Annotated in this window: 14 protein-coding genes and 1 pseudogene; 7 read left to right on the plus strand and 8 right to left on the minus strand. The window is 63.4% G+C overall.

The features are described 5' to 3' along the window. Nucleotide 1 precedes the first annotated feature (1 nt). From AC3WOG_RS14570 to AC3WOG_RS14585, 4 genes are all read left to right on the plus strand, one after another. Complete coding sequence (locus tag AC3WOG_RS14570; RefSeq protein WP_492578658.1) at nt 2-865, plus strand: IclR family transcriptional regulator; 864 nt, start codon at nt 2-4, stop codon at nt 863-865. Between the two features lie 94 nt (nt 866-959). Continuing rightward, nucleotides 960-1421: a RidA family protein gene (locus tag AC3WOG_RS14575; RefSeq protein ID WP_492578659.1), complete on the plus strand. Its 462-nt coding sequence runs from the start codon at nt 960-962 to the stop codon at nt 1419-1421. A gap of 132 nt (nt 1422-1553) precedes the next feature. Further along, complete coding sequence (locus AC3WOG_RS14580; RefSeq protein ID WP_492578660.1) at nt 1554-1880, plus strand: hypothetical protein; 327 nt, start codon at nt 1554-1556, stop codon at nt 1878-1880. A gap of 72 nt (nt 1881-1952) precedes the next feature. Continuing rightward, entirely contained in the window at nt 1953-4064 is a 2112-nt protein-coding gene (locus AC3WOG_RS14585; protein ID WP_492578661.1) for a phosphocholine-specific phospholipase C, read from the plus strand. Nucleotides 4065-4159: 95 nt separating this feature from the next. Here the strand turns inward: AC3WOG_RS14585 and AC3WOG_RS14590 are convergent, their stop codons facing one another. From AC3WOG_RS14590 to AC3WOG_RS14625, 8 genes are read right to left on the minus strand one after another with little or no spacing between them, the layout of a single operon-like run. Further along, a complete protein-coding gene (locus AC3WOG_RS14590; RefSeq protein WP_492578662.1) occupies nt 4160-5449 on the minus strand; it encodes an MSMEG_0569 family flavin-dependent oxidoreductase in 1290 nt (429 codons plus the stop codon). 27 nt (nt 5450-5476) lie between these two features. After that, on the minus strand, nt 5477-5761 hold the full coding sequence (locus tag AC3WOG_RS14595; protein WP_492578663.1) for an MSMEG_0570 family nitrogen starvation response protein: 285 nt from the start codon (nt 5759-5761) through the stop codon (nt 5477-5479). Nucleotides 5762-5774: 13 nt separating this feature from the next. After that, the gene (locus AC3WOG_RS14600) at nt 5775-6944 is read right to left on the minus strand and encodes an MSMEG_0565 family glycosyltransferase (RefSeq protein WP_492578664.1); all 1170 of its coding nucleotides are present in this window, start codon (nt 6942-6944) and stop codon (nt 5775-5777) included. Continuing rightward, on the minus strand, nt 6941-7924 hold the full coding sequence (locus AC3WOG_RS14605; protein ID WP_492578665.1) for a sll0787 family AIR synthase-like protein: 984 nt from the start codon (nt 7922-7924) through the stop codon (nt 6941-6943). Before AC3WOG_RS14605 ends, AC3WOG_RS14600 begins: the two co-directional genes overlap by 4 nt. Continuing rightward, a complete protein-coding gene (locus AC3WOG_RS14610; protein ID WP_492578666.1) occupies nt 7921-8508 on the minus strand; it encodes an MSMEG_0567/Sll0786 family nitrogen starvation N-acetyltransferase in 588 nt (195 codons plus the stop codon). The genes AC3WOG_RS14605 and AC3WOG_RS14610 overlap by 4 nt, the downstream gene beginning before the upstream one ends. A gap of 2 nt (nt 8509-8510) precedes the next feature. After that, nucleotides 8511-9581 (minus strand): MSMEG_0568 family radical SAM protein, encoded by a 1071-nt coding sequence (locus tag AC3WOG_RS14615; RefSeq protein WP_492579808.1) that lies wholly within the window; start codon nt 9579-9581, stop codon nt 8511-8513. After that, complete coding sequence (locus tag AC3WOG_RS14620) at nt 9574-10608, minus strand: Nit6803 family nitrilase (protein WP_492578667.1); 1035 nt, start codon at nt 10606-10608, stop codon at nt 9574-9576. The genes AC3WOG_RS14615 and AC3WOG_RS14620 overlap by 8 nt, the downstream gene beginning before the upstream one ends. 19 nt (nt 10609-10627) lie before the next feature. Next, on the minus strand, nt 10628-11110 hold the full coding sequence (locus AC3WOG_RS14625) for an MSMEG_0572/Sll0783 family nitrogen starvation response protein (RefSeq protein WP_054040483.1): 483 nt from the start codon (nt 11108-11110) through the stop codon (nt 10628-10630). 349 nt (nt 11111-11459) lie between these two features. Here AC3WOG_RS14625 and AC3WOG_RS14630 point away from each other — a divergent pair, with 349 nt between their 5' ends. The 3 genes and pseudogenes from AC3WOG_RS14630 to AC3WOG_RS14640 all read left to right on the plus strand — a co-directional run bounded on the left by AC3WOG_RS14630 (nt 11460) and on the right by AC3WOG_RS14640 (nt 15042). Continuing rightward, nucleotides 11460-12851: an aminotransferase-like domain-containing protein gene (locus AC3WOG_RS14630; RefSeq protein WP_492578668.1), complete on the plus strand. Its 1392-nt coding sequence runs from the start codon at nt 11460-11462 to the stop codon at nt 12849-12851. A 286-nt stretch (nt 12852-13137) separates the two neighbouring features. Continuing rightward, nucleotides 13138-13389 (plus strand): annotated as a pseudogene (locus AC3WOG_RS14635) (methyl-accepting chemotaxis protein); the annotation flags it as partial. A 72-nt stretch (nt 13390-13461) separates the two neighbouring features. Continuing rightward, nucleotides 13462-15042, plus strand: a complete 1581-nt coding sequence (locus AC3WOG_RS14640; protein WP_492578669.1) for a methyl-accepting chemotaxis protein — start codon at nt 13462-13464, stop codon at nt 15040-15042. The last annotated feature ends 42 nt before the right edge of the window (nt 15043-15084 follow it).

The raw sequence follows: 15084 nt of genomic DNA on the forward strand, positions 1-15084 counted from the left end.
GATGGCTCGCACGTCACGACCTTCCACGTCCGAATCAGCATCCGCAGCGGCAAGCGCCAGTGTCGATACCGGCGCGGAAACGGCCGCGCCGCGCACCCGCACCAGCGCGATCGACCGTGCCGTGCAGATTCTCGATGCGCTCCAGCAAGCGAACCGCCCCGCCACCGCGTATGAAGTCGCTCGCATGGTGGGCGCGCCGTTGTCGACCGTGTATTCGATCATCAACGATCTGGTCGAGAAGAATCTGCTGGCGCGGCGCCTGGACGGCACGATCTGGCTCGGCTCGCGTCTGTACGGTTATGGATTGACGTACGCCAGCTCGCTCGACTACCTCGCGGTCGCTCATGAAGAGATGCAGCGGCTCTCGGCTGAAGTCGAAGAGACCGTGCAGGTCTGCGGACTCGAAGACGGCATGATGGTGGTTCAGCAAATGGCCGAAGGGCCGGGCCATTTTCGCGTGACCTCGCGTGTCGGCAGCCGCGTGCCGCTCAACTGGACCGCGTCCGGCCGCTTGCTGGTCGGACACCTGCCGGATGCGGAACGGATTGCTTTTTTTGCGCAGCACGCGCAAAGCTCACCTACGGGCCGCGCCGAAACGCGGCCGCAAGTGCTCGCGCAGATCGCGCGTGAGGCGCTCGATGCGCGGCTGTCGATCCAGATCGGCGAGTCGGATGCGTCGGTGGCATGCCTCGCGGCGCCGGTGCTCGATAACACCGGCACGTGCGTCTTCACCATTTCGATCGTGATGCCCGAGGCGAAAGCCGCGCTCGGCACCGAGCGTTTCGCGCAGGCTGTACAAGCGGTCGCGGCGCGCATCGAAGCGCGGCTCGGCTGGCGGCATCGCGAGCAGGAACCAGCGGCATAAAACCACCGCGCGCGCTAACGTTTGCCGATGTTTGCCGATGTTTTCTGCCGCATCGCTCAATTCCTACAGACCGCCTACCATCACTTTCCTATCGATGAACTGCTACGACCGGCTGCACACGCGCGGCCTCAAGCTCCCGCAAGTGCCGACGCCGATCGGCAATTTCACGCACTGCACGCGCGAGGGCAATCTGCTGTTCCTGTCAGGCCAGGGTCCGCTCGACGAAAGCGGTTCGCTGATGACCGGCAAGGTCGGCGCAACCGTGAGCGCGGACGAAGCGTATCGGCATGCGCAGATGGTAGGCCTGAATCTGCTGGCCGTACTGCATAACGAACTGGGCGATTTACGGCGCGTGAAGCGCGTCGTCAAGCTGTTCGGCATGGTCAACGCAGTGCCGGATTTCACCGAGCATCCGCACGTGATCAACGGCTGCTCGGACCTGTTCGTCGATGTATTCGGCGATGCCGGACGCCACTCACGCTCGGCGGTCGGGGTCGGTTCGTTGCCGGGCAATATCACGGTCGAGATCGAGGCGATCGTCACGATCCAGGATTGACGGCGCATTCTTTCCACACCGACTCCTCACCATATATTCACAAAAGTTACACAGGTAAGCGTTTATTCTTCTGATCGCTTACCTGGGCGCATGGATGCCCGGGCGCACCGTCCCCCGTGCCGGAGACATTCCATGTCCGTCGTGTCGAAGCCAGCTACTGCATCGCGTCGCAAACGTTTGGCAGGCGCGCTGATTGCCGTGCTCTTCTGCACGCTGATCGGCGCATGCAGCAACGACGACGACAAGGCGCCCGGCACGAACACCGTTAGTTCGACAGGCACCGCGGATCACGACAGCAGCACCGCGCAGGTCTTGTCGGCGAATCCGTCGTCTGCCTCACCCGTGTCACCCGCTCTCACGATTCGAACCCCGGCGCAGCTCGCAACAGGCACCGACACGGCTCTGTCGGCCGCCGCATCCGCACCACTCGCCACACCCGTCATTCACACCGTGGATTGAGTTCCGTGACCCTCGCGGCTCACGCTCGCGCTACGTGTATCGTTCCTCTACTGAAGATCGAAAGCCAAAACCATGACCTCAAAAAATCGCCGTGATTTTCTGCGCTCCGCTGCGCACGCCGCCGGTTCCGCGACCGCGTTGAGCATGCTGCCGCTGGGCATTCGCAATGCCCTTGCGATCCCCGCCAACAATCAAACCGGCAACATTCGCGACGTTGAGCACATCGTCGTGCTGATGCAGGAAAACCGCTCGTTCGACCACTATTTCGGCACGCTCAAGGGCGTGCGTGGCTTCGGCGATACGCGCGCGATCACGCTGCCCAACGGCAAGCCCGTGTGGTATCAGCCGCTCGCCGCGGATCTCGGCTACGTGCTGCCGTTCCGCCCGAGCGCGCCGAACCTCGGCCTGCAATTCCTGCAAGACCTCGCGCACGACTGGAACAGCACGCACGCTGCGTGGAACGGCGGCCGCTACGATCAATGGGTGCCCGCCAAGAGCGCCACAACGATGGCCTACCTCACGCGCGACGACATCCCGTTTCACTACCAGCTCGCCGACGCCTTCACGATTTGCGACGCCTACCACTGCTCGCTGATGGGCCCGACCGATCCGAACCGCTATTACATGTGGAGCGGCTGGGTCGGCAACGACGGCAGCGGCGGTGGTCCGGTGATCGACAACTCCGAACTCGGCTACGGCTGGTCGACCTATCCGGAAGTGCTGCAAAACGCGGGCATTTCGTGGAAGATCTATCAGGACATGGGCACCGGGCTCGACGCGAACGGCTCCTGGGGCTGGACACAAAACGCGTACATCGGCAACTACGGCGACAATTCGCTGCTCTACTTCAACCAGTATCGCAATGCGCAGCCGGGCAACCCGCTGTACGATAACGCGCGCACCGGCACCAACGCGGCCAAGGGCGACGGCTATTTCGACATCCTCAAGCGCGACGTGCAGAACAACGCACTGCCGCAAGTCTCGTGGATCGTCGCGCCGGAAGCGTATTCCGAGCATCCGAACTGGCCCGCCAACTACGGCGCGTGGTACATCGATCAGGTCTTGCAGGTTCTCACGTCCAATCCGGAGGTGTGGAGCAAGACGGTGCTGCTGATCAATTACGACGAGAACGACGGCTTCTTCGACCACATGGCGCCGCCGTTCGCACCGGCATCGAGTGCGAACGGGTTGTCGACGGTCGATACCACCAATGAAATCTATCCAGGCAATTCGAACACGGCCGCCGGTCCGTACGGTCTTGGACCGCGTGTGCCGATGCTGGTCGTCTCGCCGTGGTCGAAAGGCGGCTACGTGTGCTCCGAAGTGTTCGACCATACGTCGGTGATCCGCTTCATCGAAAAGCGCTTCGGCCAGCAGCACAATCTCGGCGAATCGAACATCACGCCGTGGCGTCGCGCGGTGTGCGGCGACCTGATGTCCGCGTTCAACTTCAGCAACCCGAACGATGCATTCCCGACGCTGCCGAGCACGAGCGGTTACGTGCCGCCCGATCAGAATCGGCATCCGGACTATGTTCCGCTGCCGCCGGCCGTCCAGGCGGTGCCCAGGCAGGAGCCCGGCGTGCGCCCGGCTCGCGCGCTGCCGTACGAACTGTTCGTGCGAGTACACGGCGAAGGCGCGGCCGGCAAGCTGGCGATGCGTTTCGTCAACACGGGCCGTGCCGGCGCGGTGTTTCTCGTCTACACGGCGTATAGCCTCGATGCGCCGCGCACCTATACGGTCGAAGCGGGCAAACGCCTTCAGGATCAGTTGCCGCTGAATCCCGACGGCTCATACGATTTCACGGTGCACGGCCCGAACGGTTTTCTGCGACGCTTCTCGGGTACGCCGATTGCCAGAAGCTGGTGGAACGGGTCCAGTATCGCGCGGCCCGAAGTCGCCGAAGGCTATGACGTCGCGAACGGGAATCTGCAACTGCGTCTGGAAAATGTCGGCAGTGAGCGTTGCGTGTTCAACATCGTCAACGCGTATGACGCGAACAACGTGATCAGGCACGCGGTGCGCGGCGGCGATACCGAACAGTTGTACCTCGATCTGCGCAATGCGCATGGCTGGTACGACCTGGCGATCACGGTCGATACGGATCCGACGTTCGCGCGGCGCCTCGCCGGACACGTGGAAACCGGCAATAGCAGCATGAGCGATCCGGCACTGGGCGGTTAAGCTTCAGCAAGACGCATCTGCGACAGGAACGGCCGTTGCGATTAACAGCAACGGCCGTTTTTTATTCACTCACCATGCGCTGGCGGGCATCCGCCTCAAGCCGCCACCGCTGCGGTCATCGACGCGCGTTGGCTCTCCTTCCCGCGAATCGCCTGCACGATGAACTCGGCATCGCGCGCGACGCCGGAGAAACGCCCGGACCCCCACGTATGCAGCCACGGCAAGCCGACGAAATACAAACCGTCGATCGGCGTAATACCGCGCGTATGCGCCGGATAGCCGCGGCCGTTGAACACCGGCGCGTCGAGCCAGCTGAAGTCCGGCGTAAAGCCGATGCACCAGATGATCGCCGAGATGCCGCTCGCGTCGACATCGAGCGTCGTACGTTCCTCAGCCGGCTGCCAGAGCGGTTCATAGACACCGCCGGCCGGCGCATCGATACCATGCCTTTCGATAAAACCGTCGATGCTTGCGTTGATCCGGTTATATGTATCGTCCGCGGCGTCGAGACTGGCGGCGAGCGTCGGCGCAAAACGCAATTGACCGTCGCGCAGATCGTCGAGCCTGCCATACAGTTCCATGCCTTCGGCGGCGAACTTGCGCAGATCGATATCGCGCCCACCGTCGCGGCCAGTTACGTAGTGGTTGGTGTTGTCGCGCACGCCTTCACGCAACGGATGCTTTTCGACCGGCATGTCGTAATACTGCATGTCGGCGAGCCAGTCCACCACATCGCGGCCTCGATAGAAGCGCGCGCATCGCGGCGCCTCGCCCACTGCGAGGATCACCTTGCGTCCGGCGAGATGCAGGTCCTCTGCGATCTGCGCGCCGGATTGCCCGGTGCCGACTACGAGCACCGCGCCTTCGGGCAACGCCTGGGGATTGCGGTACGCGGACGATTGCAACTGCACGATCCGCGCGGGCAGGCGCTCGGCGAGGCGCGGCACGATCGGTGTGTGATAGCCGCCCGAGGCGACCACCACCTGATCGGCAGTGAAATCGCCTTGCGTGGTCGCGATCGCATAGATGCCGCCGTCGCGCTGCTTCACGCGTTTGACTTCCGCATGCTCGATAACCGGCGCGCCGACATGCGCGATAAAGCCGTCGAGGTACTCGACGATTTCGTCCTTTTTCATAAAGCCGTGTGGATCGTCGCCACGGTACGGATAGTCCGGCAATGCGCATTGCCAATTGGGCGTCACGAGACAGAACGCATCCCAGCGTTGCTGGCGCCACGTGTGCGTCACGGTGTTCTTCTCCAGGACCAGATGGTCGATGCCGGCTTGCTTGAGGTAGTAGCTGACCGCCAAGCCCGCCTGCCCGCCGCCGACGATGAGCACGCCATAGTGCTCACCAGTCCTCGCTTGAGGTGTTGGATTCGACATGATGCATCCTTTGCAAAAGGTAAGCGTTTAGCTGAATTCGATAACCTTGACGGTCGCCTCGGGCCGATCGCGAAACCGCTCGGCGTCACGCTCGATCTGCGCCAGCTGATCCATCGCCGCCGAGCAGGCAAAGCCGTATTTTTCGCGCACGCGCTCCGACGCGATGCCTAACGCCTGCCTTGAACGTTCGACGAAATCGCCCAGCGCATAGGCCTCGCCAGGTGTGAAGAAATCGCCGATGACGAGCGACGGCGAATAACAGTTCGCTTCGTCGCCATCAGGCCATTGAATCCGAAAGTGCATGACAGGCATCGCAAATCCCCAATCAATGAAAAACCAGCGCGCGCTTCGCGAGGAAGCGGCGATATGCATCGACGTGACGCCGCGCGCTCGCCGGCCAGCTGAAGCGCGCGAGCAAGGCCGGCACGGCGTGCTCGAAATCGACGTCGCCTCCAGCCAGCGCGCGCAGCAACGCCGACGCGATCGACTCGATCTCAGTAGGCATGGCCCAGTAGCAGGTGGTGCCGTCGAGGTATTCGGTGAACGGTGCGATCGCCGACGCCACAACCGGCGTGCCGCTCGCGAGCGCTTCCAGCACGACAAGGCCGAAGCCCTCGCGCAACGACACCATCGACAACACGTCGGCGCGGCGAAACAGCGCGGGCATTGCGGCGTCGTCGAGCGGGCCGGTGACCACCACACTTTCATTCGGACCGATGGACAGCCCCAGTTCCGCCGCTCGCTGAAGCAGACGGCGGGTGTAGATGTCATGGTCGAGCAGGCTTGCGCCGCCGGCGATCACGAGTTGCGCGCGCGGCAACGTACGGCGCACGAAAGCAAACGCTTCGAGCAAAGCCAGCGTGTTCTTGCGCGCTTCGATACCGCCGACCGAAAGCACGATCGGTTCACCGTCGATACCGAGGCGCTGCTTCAGTTTCACATCATGCGAATCCGTGCGGGGTGTGAAGCGTGCGACGTCGACGCCATTCGGCACCGTCATCGCATCGATGCCGTGGGTCAAGTGCATTTCGCGCGTCCACATCTCGCTCACGCAAAGCACCTGGTCCGCGTCCTGATACGCGCGCTGCTGCCACGCGGCCAAACGTGGATCGTCGAAATGATCGAGGTGGTGCACCGTGCGCATGAAGCCGTGAATGCGTCCTTGCGCCTTGAGTTCGGCGAGCGCATTGCCGCTGATGCTGTCCTGCGCATGCAGCACATCGAACGACGCTGCGTCATGCTCGATCAATGCGTGCTTGAATGCATGAATCCGCGCTTCCACCATGGCTATCGTATTGGCCTGTGAAAGCGTGATCGGCGCATAAATCACGCGGCATGGCGGCAAACGAAATAGCGTTTCACCCGGCACGGCCGGTGCGAACACGGTTATGTCATGCCCGAGCGCGGTAAGCGCCGTCGCCAATTCAAGCGTATGCACCACCCCGCCGCGCGGGTTGACTGAATGCGTCAGCAACGCGATACGCAAGGCGTTCATCGCGCACCGCCATTCGCGACAATGAACGGTTCGCGATTGAAGTCCCACAACACGGCCGCGTCATCGCGCTGGTGCACGACCGCCTGCCGCGTCGCATCGATCGAGCCGATCGCCGCACAAGCCAGCGACCGCGAGTCGAATAGCGCCTGCACCGCTTCGACATGTTCCGCGCGCACCGACAGCAAATAGCCGAAGCTGGGAAACGCGGTGAGCCAGCGTTCCAACGGCACGTCGGCGGGTTTCGGAATACGATCGAGATCGATCCGCGCGCCGACTTGCGAGCACTCGAGCAACATCAACGCGGTGCCGAGCGTGCCGGCCATGCTGATATCCTTCGCAGCGTCGCATTGCCCGCTTTCCGCCAATTGCGGCAAGAGTTCGAGATCGGCCCTTAAACGCTCACCGGGCGCCGCCACCGACGCATTCCAGAACGGATAGGGTTCTTCGAAGCGGCCGCGCAAATCGACCGCCATCATCAGGCGGTCGCCCGGTTTCGCGTTGAAACTCGACAGCAACGCTTTCGCGCGCCCCACAATCGACACCGCCAGTTGCGCCGCATCGCTGCGCGTATTCGTATGGCCGCCGACGATCGGCACGCCATATGCAACCGAAGCCGCCGCCATGCCGGCAAGAACCTCATGCGCCGGCTCGATTCCTCGACTCCATAGCGCATCGACCACCGCGGACGGCCGGCCGCCCATCGCATAGATATCGCTGACGTTGACCATCACGCTGCTGTAGCCGGCGAACCACGGCATCGCGCTCACGAAATCGCTGACCATGCCTTCGATCGCGAACAGCAAATAGCCGTCGCCATCGGCGAGCGCCGCGCAATCGTCGCCGAGCGCGACCGCCTGCGCGAGATCGTGCGTGCCGCCGGGCAAACGCCGCGCCAGCGAGCCGACGACATCGACGATATCGGTCTTATGCCGAAACCCCCGGCTCGCGCGCAAGCTGGCGACAAGGTCGGCCACGCTCATGCCGCACTCCGCGCCGAAGCGTGCGCATGCGTAACAAAACCGCTGAACGGCGCGGTACAAGGCGGATACCAGTCCAATTGCGCCTGCATCAGATGATGCGGCCGCCCGAGCAACATTTCCTCGGCAAGCACATCCCAATGCATCGCGCGAAAAAGCGGCACATTCTGGCTCTGCACGTGCGCGAGAAAAGTCTCGCAGCCAAGCGCGTGCGCGCTGCTCACTGCGAGACGAATCAGCGTCGCGCCAATCTTGCCGTGCCGCCGAAACGCGGCGTGCACCGCGAGCCGCGATCCAAACCATACGCTGCTTTCGTCGCGATGAATCCGCACCGTGCCGACCACCTGCTCCGGCATGCCGGCCACACAACTCACCGCCACCAGTTGTTGCGCATGTTCGTCTTTGTCGTCGCGATCGTCGCCGACGAAAATGCCCTGCTCGATGCAGAACACCGCGCGCCGCAGCTTGTACGCTTCGTCCGCCTCCCAATCGAGCGTCGTCCACTTGATGCGGAATTCGCTCGGCGCATAGGGCGTGGCAATGACCTCGCCATCCAGTGCAACGCCCGCAATCGCTTCGCCGAACATGATCACTCCTCGTACGATGACAGCGACGAACACGCGCCGCATTTGCCGCAACCCGCCTTGATATCGCTCGAACGCATCGCGGCGGCGTTGAGCATCGCGCCGAGCGGTTGCAAGACCGCTTTCATGAATTCGGGTGTCGGCGCCGGATGGTCTTCGAGCGGCGTGCCGCTGATCGGCACGAACGGCACCACGAACGGATACACGCCGAGTTCGATCAGCTCGCGTGACATCGCAAGGATCGCCTCCGCGCTATCGCCCAGCCCCGCGAGGATGTAAGTGCTGACCTGGCCACGTCCGAACACGGCAACCGCGGCCTTGAACGCTTCCATATAGCGCGACAGCGGCACGCTCGCTTTGCCCGGCATGATGCGTTCGCGCAGCGCGGGCGTCACCACTTCGAGATGCATGCCCAGTGTATCGATGCCGCTCGCTTTCATGCGCGCGAACCAGCGGTCGTCGTCGGGTGGCTCGCATTGCGCCTGGATCGGCAGATCGACCGCGGCCTTGATCGCAAAAGCGCTTTCACAGAGGATCTGCGCGCCGCGATCGGGCGTGGGCGGCGTGCCGGTGGTCAGCACCATATGCTTGACGCCGTCGAGCAGCACCGCCGCGCGCGCCACTTCGGCCAGTTGCTCCGGCGTTTTGCGCGCGATCGTGCGTCCCGCCGCCAGCGACTGCCCGATCGCGCAGAACTTGCAGCTCTTGCGACGGCTCTCGTAGCGGATGCAGGTTTGCAACACCGTGGTGGCGAGCACGTCCGCGCCATGCAGCGCGGCGATGTGCGAATACGGCACGCCGTCGAGCGTCTGCATGCCGTAAAAGCGCGGTGCTTCTGGAAAGCTGATGCTGGCAATCGGAATCGTGCCGCGCAGCAACGCGCTCGAGCCATTCGCGTCCGGCGTCTGCGCGACGAACGGCGAGTGCCAGGCGGTACTCGTATGCACCGGCACCATGATCGTCACGCCGTCCACCGTCACCGCTTTGTGATCCGACGGTCCGGCACCGCCGCGCCGGCTCGCGGCGCCCGCATCCGGCGCGACCAGCCGCAAACCCGCCGACTGCAATTCAGTCATCAATTGCCGGCTCGCTGCCGACAGCGTCTCGCTGGAGTTCATCGCGCCATCCCACGGTTGAGTTGAAATCGGAGTTCGAAGCAGCGGACCATGACGGCATCGGCGCCACGGTTTCCGCAGGCCGCCGGTTGATCGCAAGGCTCAGCAATTCGGGCCGCGCGTAATGGCCGACCGAATCCATCATGCGTTTGCGCTTGGTGATCAGGCTCATGTCGAGATCGGCGATCACCATGCCCTCGCCTTCGCGCAGCGGTTCGGCCAGATGCTGTCCTTCGGGCGACACGATCGCGGTATTACAGCCGCCGCGCAGCGCCTTTTGCAGATTCGGGTCTGCCGTGACCGACGCGATCTGCGCTTCGCTCAGCCAACCCGTTGCATTGACCACGAAGCAGCCTGACTCGAGCGCGTGATGCCGGATCGTCACCTCGATCTGCTCCGCGAAGACCGGCCCCACCAGTGAGCCGGGAAACTGGCTGCAATGAATCTCTTCGTGCTGCGTCATCAACGCATAGCGGGCGAGCGGGTTGTAATGCTCCCAGCAGGCCAGCGCGCCGACACGCGCCACCGCCGTGTGCGCCACTTTCAAACCGGCTGCGTCGCCCTGGCCCCAGATCATTCGTTCATGAAACGTCGGCGTGATCTTGCGGCGCTTGAGCAGCAGCTGGCCGTCCACGTCGAAAATCAGTTGCGTGTTGTAGAGGCTGCCGTGATCGCGCTCGTTGACGCCGAGCACGACCACCATCCGGTGCAAACGCGCCCGTTCGGCCACCGCTTGCGTCACCGGACCCGGCACGATCACGGCTTCCTCATAGAGCTTCATGTGATCGGCGCCGGAGGCGACCGGTGGCCGCACGAAAGAGAAGTACGGGTAGTACGGCACGAAGGTTTCGGGGAAGACGATCAGTTGCACGCCTTCGCGCGCCGCCTGCTCGATGGCCTCGCACACCTTGTCGAGGGTGCCGTCGCTGCGTTCGAAGTCCGGTGCGATCTGGACCGCGGCGGCACGCACGATGCGTTTGTCGGACATAGTGGTCACCCGCCTCTCGTCAAACCGTCCACGTGTGGATGATCAGCGCATTGTCCTTGCGATGAAGAAGCTGGATATCGAGCACGTCGAGCGGACTGATCGGACGGATACCTTCGATCAGCGACGCCTCGCCGTGCCCGTACAACGCTTGCAACGCGAAGCGGCATGCGTACACCTTGCCGCCCTCTTCCATGAACTTCATCAACTGCTTGTTGAAGTTCAGATGGCCGGGGAACGCTTCGTCGCCGAGCGTCGGAAAGCCGCGTTGCAGACCGAGCGTGACGCCCGGCCCATACAGCAGCACTGAAGTCTCGAAGCCCTTGCGTTGCAGACGCGTGGCCTGCAACAGATTGACGAAGCCGATCGACCCTTCGAAGGCGACCGTGTGAAACGTGACGAGCGCCTTCTCGCCGGGCTCGGCCTTCACGTCTTCGAAGACTTTCTCTTCGTAGTCGACAAGGTAATCGCCTTTCTGATGCAGCGGTTTGTTGACGGCTGGCATGACACTCTCCGATCAGGTTTGCTAAGTAAAAGACGGCGCGCCATTCAAGCTGTGCGCGCTTCTCCTAATGCAACGCCCGTGCCATTGATCGGTCACGCCAATGCGATCAATCAGCAATCAATTCCGCCTCGATTCGAAGTGCGGCTCGAAAATTTTTTTGGCGCGAAGCTTGCGTGGAGCCGAGGCGTCGCGAGCAACGACGCCGGGCACCGCGCAATCGCACCAGCCGGGTGCGGTTTGCCGCTGCGAACGTGTCGGCGTGGTGCACTCATTCACCACGGACGATCAATCCGATCATTGACCGCCTCAACATGCGATCACTTTTATCGACCTCCAGCCGAAGCCAAAAATGAGCAGCCCGACACACCATTGGATCAAACGCCTCGCCGATATCCGCAAACCGGCTTACCTCGCGATTCCCGATCTGATCGAAGAAGATCTCGCCACCGGCCGTCTGCGTCCGCGCGACCGTCTGCCGGGCCTGCGCGATCTCGCGCTGGAACTCGCACTGAACTACACCACCGTAGCGCGTGCGTATGCCGAAGCACGAAAGCGCGGTCTGCTCGACTCGCGCGCCGGCAGTGGCACTTTCGTGCGCGGCCGCACGGCCACCTTGCCGCTGACCGGCGGCAGCAGCATCGAGATGTCGATGAATACGCCGCCCGAACCGCCCGACTACGCCGCGCGTTTGCGCGACTCGGCGGCGAGGCTGATGACCGACAGCGATCCGTATCAGTTGCTGCGCTATCAGGACTTCGGCGGCTCGCCCGCCGACAAGGACGCCGGCGCCGAATGGCTGAAGCGGCGCGTGCCGCATTGCGATGCGCGTAACGTGCTGGTGTGCCCCGGCATCCACAGCGCGCTGGTGGCGCTCGTCTCGCAGTTGGCGCGCCCCGGCGCCACGATCTGCCTCGACACCCTCGCCTATCCCGGCATCAAGGCAATCGCCGCGCAACTCGGCGTGCGCCTCCAAGCATTGCCGCGCGACGACGAAGGCCCGCTCGCGCACGCATTCGAAGCGCTCTGCAAGACCGACAAGCCGAGCGCGTTTTATTGCAATCCGACACTGCAAAACCCAAGCACGCTGACGCTCACGCATAAACGCCGCGAAGCGCTTGCGGACGTGGCGCTGCGCTATAGCGTCCCGATTGTCGAAGACGACGCCTACGCGATGCTGCCGCAGAGCGCGCCCGATGCGCTCGCGAGCTTCGCGCCCGAACTCACCTACTACGTGACGGGTTTGTCGAAAAGTCTCGGCGCCGGTTTGCGGGTGGCGCATCTGCATGCGCCGACGCCGCGCCAGACGCAGCGCCTGGCCGGTGCGCTGCGCGCGACAACCGTGATGGCGAGCCCATTCACCGTCACGCTCGCGACGCAATGGCTCGCCGACGGGACCGCGCTCGATATGCTCAACGCGATTCGCAATGAATCGCGCGCACGCCAGGCGATTGCGTCGCGCATGCTCGAAGCATGGCCCTACGAAGCACATCCGGACGGCTTTCATTTATGGTTGCCGGTGCCGGTCGAAAGCGGTTGGAGTGCCTCCGAACTCGCGTTGCAACTGCGCAATCAGGGCATTGCCGCGGTCGCGGGCGCGGCGTTTTCTACCGACGGCAATCCGCCCAACGCCATGCGCGTGTGTCTCGGCGGCTCGAAGACGCGCGACGAGTGCGAAGAGGCGCTGCGCATCGTGGGCGAAACGCTCGATCATCCGCATCATCTGCATTCGCCGGTAATGTAAGGCGATCTCACGCTAGCGCCCGGCAACGTTATCGTCAGACGAATATAGCGCTTGTCCTGCTCCATGCATGCCCCTACGCATGTGCTGTTTCGGCATCCATTGAAGATGCCGCATCGGGTGAAAAAATTTGCAGCATCGCGGCACGCCGCCACGCGCGCCTTACGCGGGCTTTGTCAGCTGCGGCAAGCGTCGCGCGCTCAAGTTCGCCCTGGCGCCGCCGTATACGTCATGTGAGGCCCCCGCCTCACCGACTCCGGTTCACCGCTCACTCCGAAAAACTCCCGACATGTTCTCCTCCATTCGCGCGCGCATCGTCGCCCCGTGCGTCGCCATCGTTGTGATCGCGCTCGCTGCTAACGCGGTTCACAACTATGTCGTCGCCAACTCATATAACGCCGATGCCATCAACAGCAGTTTGACCGCTGTTGAAAGTGGCCACGTGGACGGTATCGGCGACTGGGTCGCCTCCAATAGCCAGATGGTCAAATCGCTGCAGGACGCGGTGCTGCAACTCGACCCGTCCGCCACCGCATTGCAAGGCGAGGCCGTGAGTCTCGCGAGCACAGTGACGCAATTCGAGCTGGATTGAGCGCAAGCCAAAGGAATCGCTGTGTCGTTCTATAGAAATCTGAAGATCGCCGTCAAGTTGGCGCTGCTCGGCGCGGTGCTGCTTGCCGCAACGATCGTGGTGGGTCTGGAAGGCTGGCATGCGCTGTCGAACACGCACGCGTTGCAGATCCGGTCGGCGCAGACGCTCAGCCAGTACGCGCAGGCTGCCGACACCGCACGCGTCGCGCAAGTCGAGTTCAAGAAGCAGGTGCAGGAGTGGAAGGACCTGTTGCTGCGCGGCGCGGATCCGGCTGCGTTCGCCAGGTACCGTGACGCCTTCAACAAGGAAAGCGGCACGACGCACGCCGCGCTGCTGCGGCTCAAAGACCAGTTGGGCGCGTTGGGTGTGAACCTCGACAGCGTCGACAAGGCGCTCGCCACGCACGCTTCGTTGCAAGACCGTTACCTCGACGCGCTCAAGCACTATGACGCTGCCGATCCGGGCAGCGCGCATACCGTCGACGGCCTGGTCAAAGGTATCGATCGCGCGCCGACCGCCGCCATCGACGAGATCGTCGCCTCGGTGATGCAGCAGGCGCAAGACTCCAGCGTGCGCACGAGCGCCGCCGCCGAGCAGTCGTACACGCTCGCCTGTGTGCTACTGCTGACGGTCGTGCTCTGCGCGCTCGGCATGGGCACGTTCGCGATCTGGTTCCTGAGCCGCAGCATCACGGGGCCGGTCAGGCAGGCGGTAGGCGTCGCGCAAGCGGTCGCCGCGGGCGATCTGCGTGCCGACGTAACTATCGTGAGCCACGATGAGACCGGCCAGTTGCTCGTCGCCCTCAACGAAATGAACCAGCGCTTGCGGCATATCGTCAGCGAAATCCGCGAAGGCGCGAACACGATTTCGTCGGCGACGCAGGAGATCGCTGCGGGCAACCTCGACTTGTCGGCGCGCACCGAACAGCAGGCTGCCTCGCTCGAAGAAACCGCCGCGTCGATGCAGCATTTCACCGACTCGGTTCAGCGTAACGCCAGCAACGCCCATGAAGCCACCACGCTCGCTCGGACCGCTGCGCAAGCGGCCCATGACGGTGGCGCGGTGATGACCGACACGGTGCGCACGATGGGGCAGATCGACGCCGCCTCCAAACGCATCGTCGATATCATCGCCGTGGTCGAGGCAATCGCCGCGCAGACCAATATTCTGGCGCTCAACGCGGCGGTCGAAGCCGCTCGCGCCGGCACCCAGGGGCGCGGCTTCGCGGTGGTGGCGAGCGAAGTTCGCAGTCTCGCGCAACGTTCGGCCGATGCAGCGCGCGAAATCAAGGCGCTGATTCGCGAGTCGGTTGCGACGATCGACGCCGGCACGCAATTGATCAACCACGCGAGCCATACGATGGACGGCGTGGTGCAAAGCGTCGGCAGCGTGACGCGCATCGTCGAGGCGATTGCGACTGCCAGCGTCGATCAGGCAGCCGGTATTGCCGAAGTCAACGATGCGCTCACGCAGATGGATCAGGTGACGCAGAGCAATGCGGCACTCGTCGAGCAAGCCGCCGCGGCGGCTGACGCGGTGCAGGGTAAAGCAGCGGGTCTGGTGCAGAGCGTGAGCTTCTTCCGGCTCGGCGCGGCGGTCTAACAGAGTAAGCGAGTAAGGGCTCGAGGGCCGTGCGTTGCTCGC

It is taken from the genome of Paraburkholderia sp. FW306-02-B (assembly GCF_058782725.1).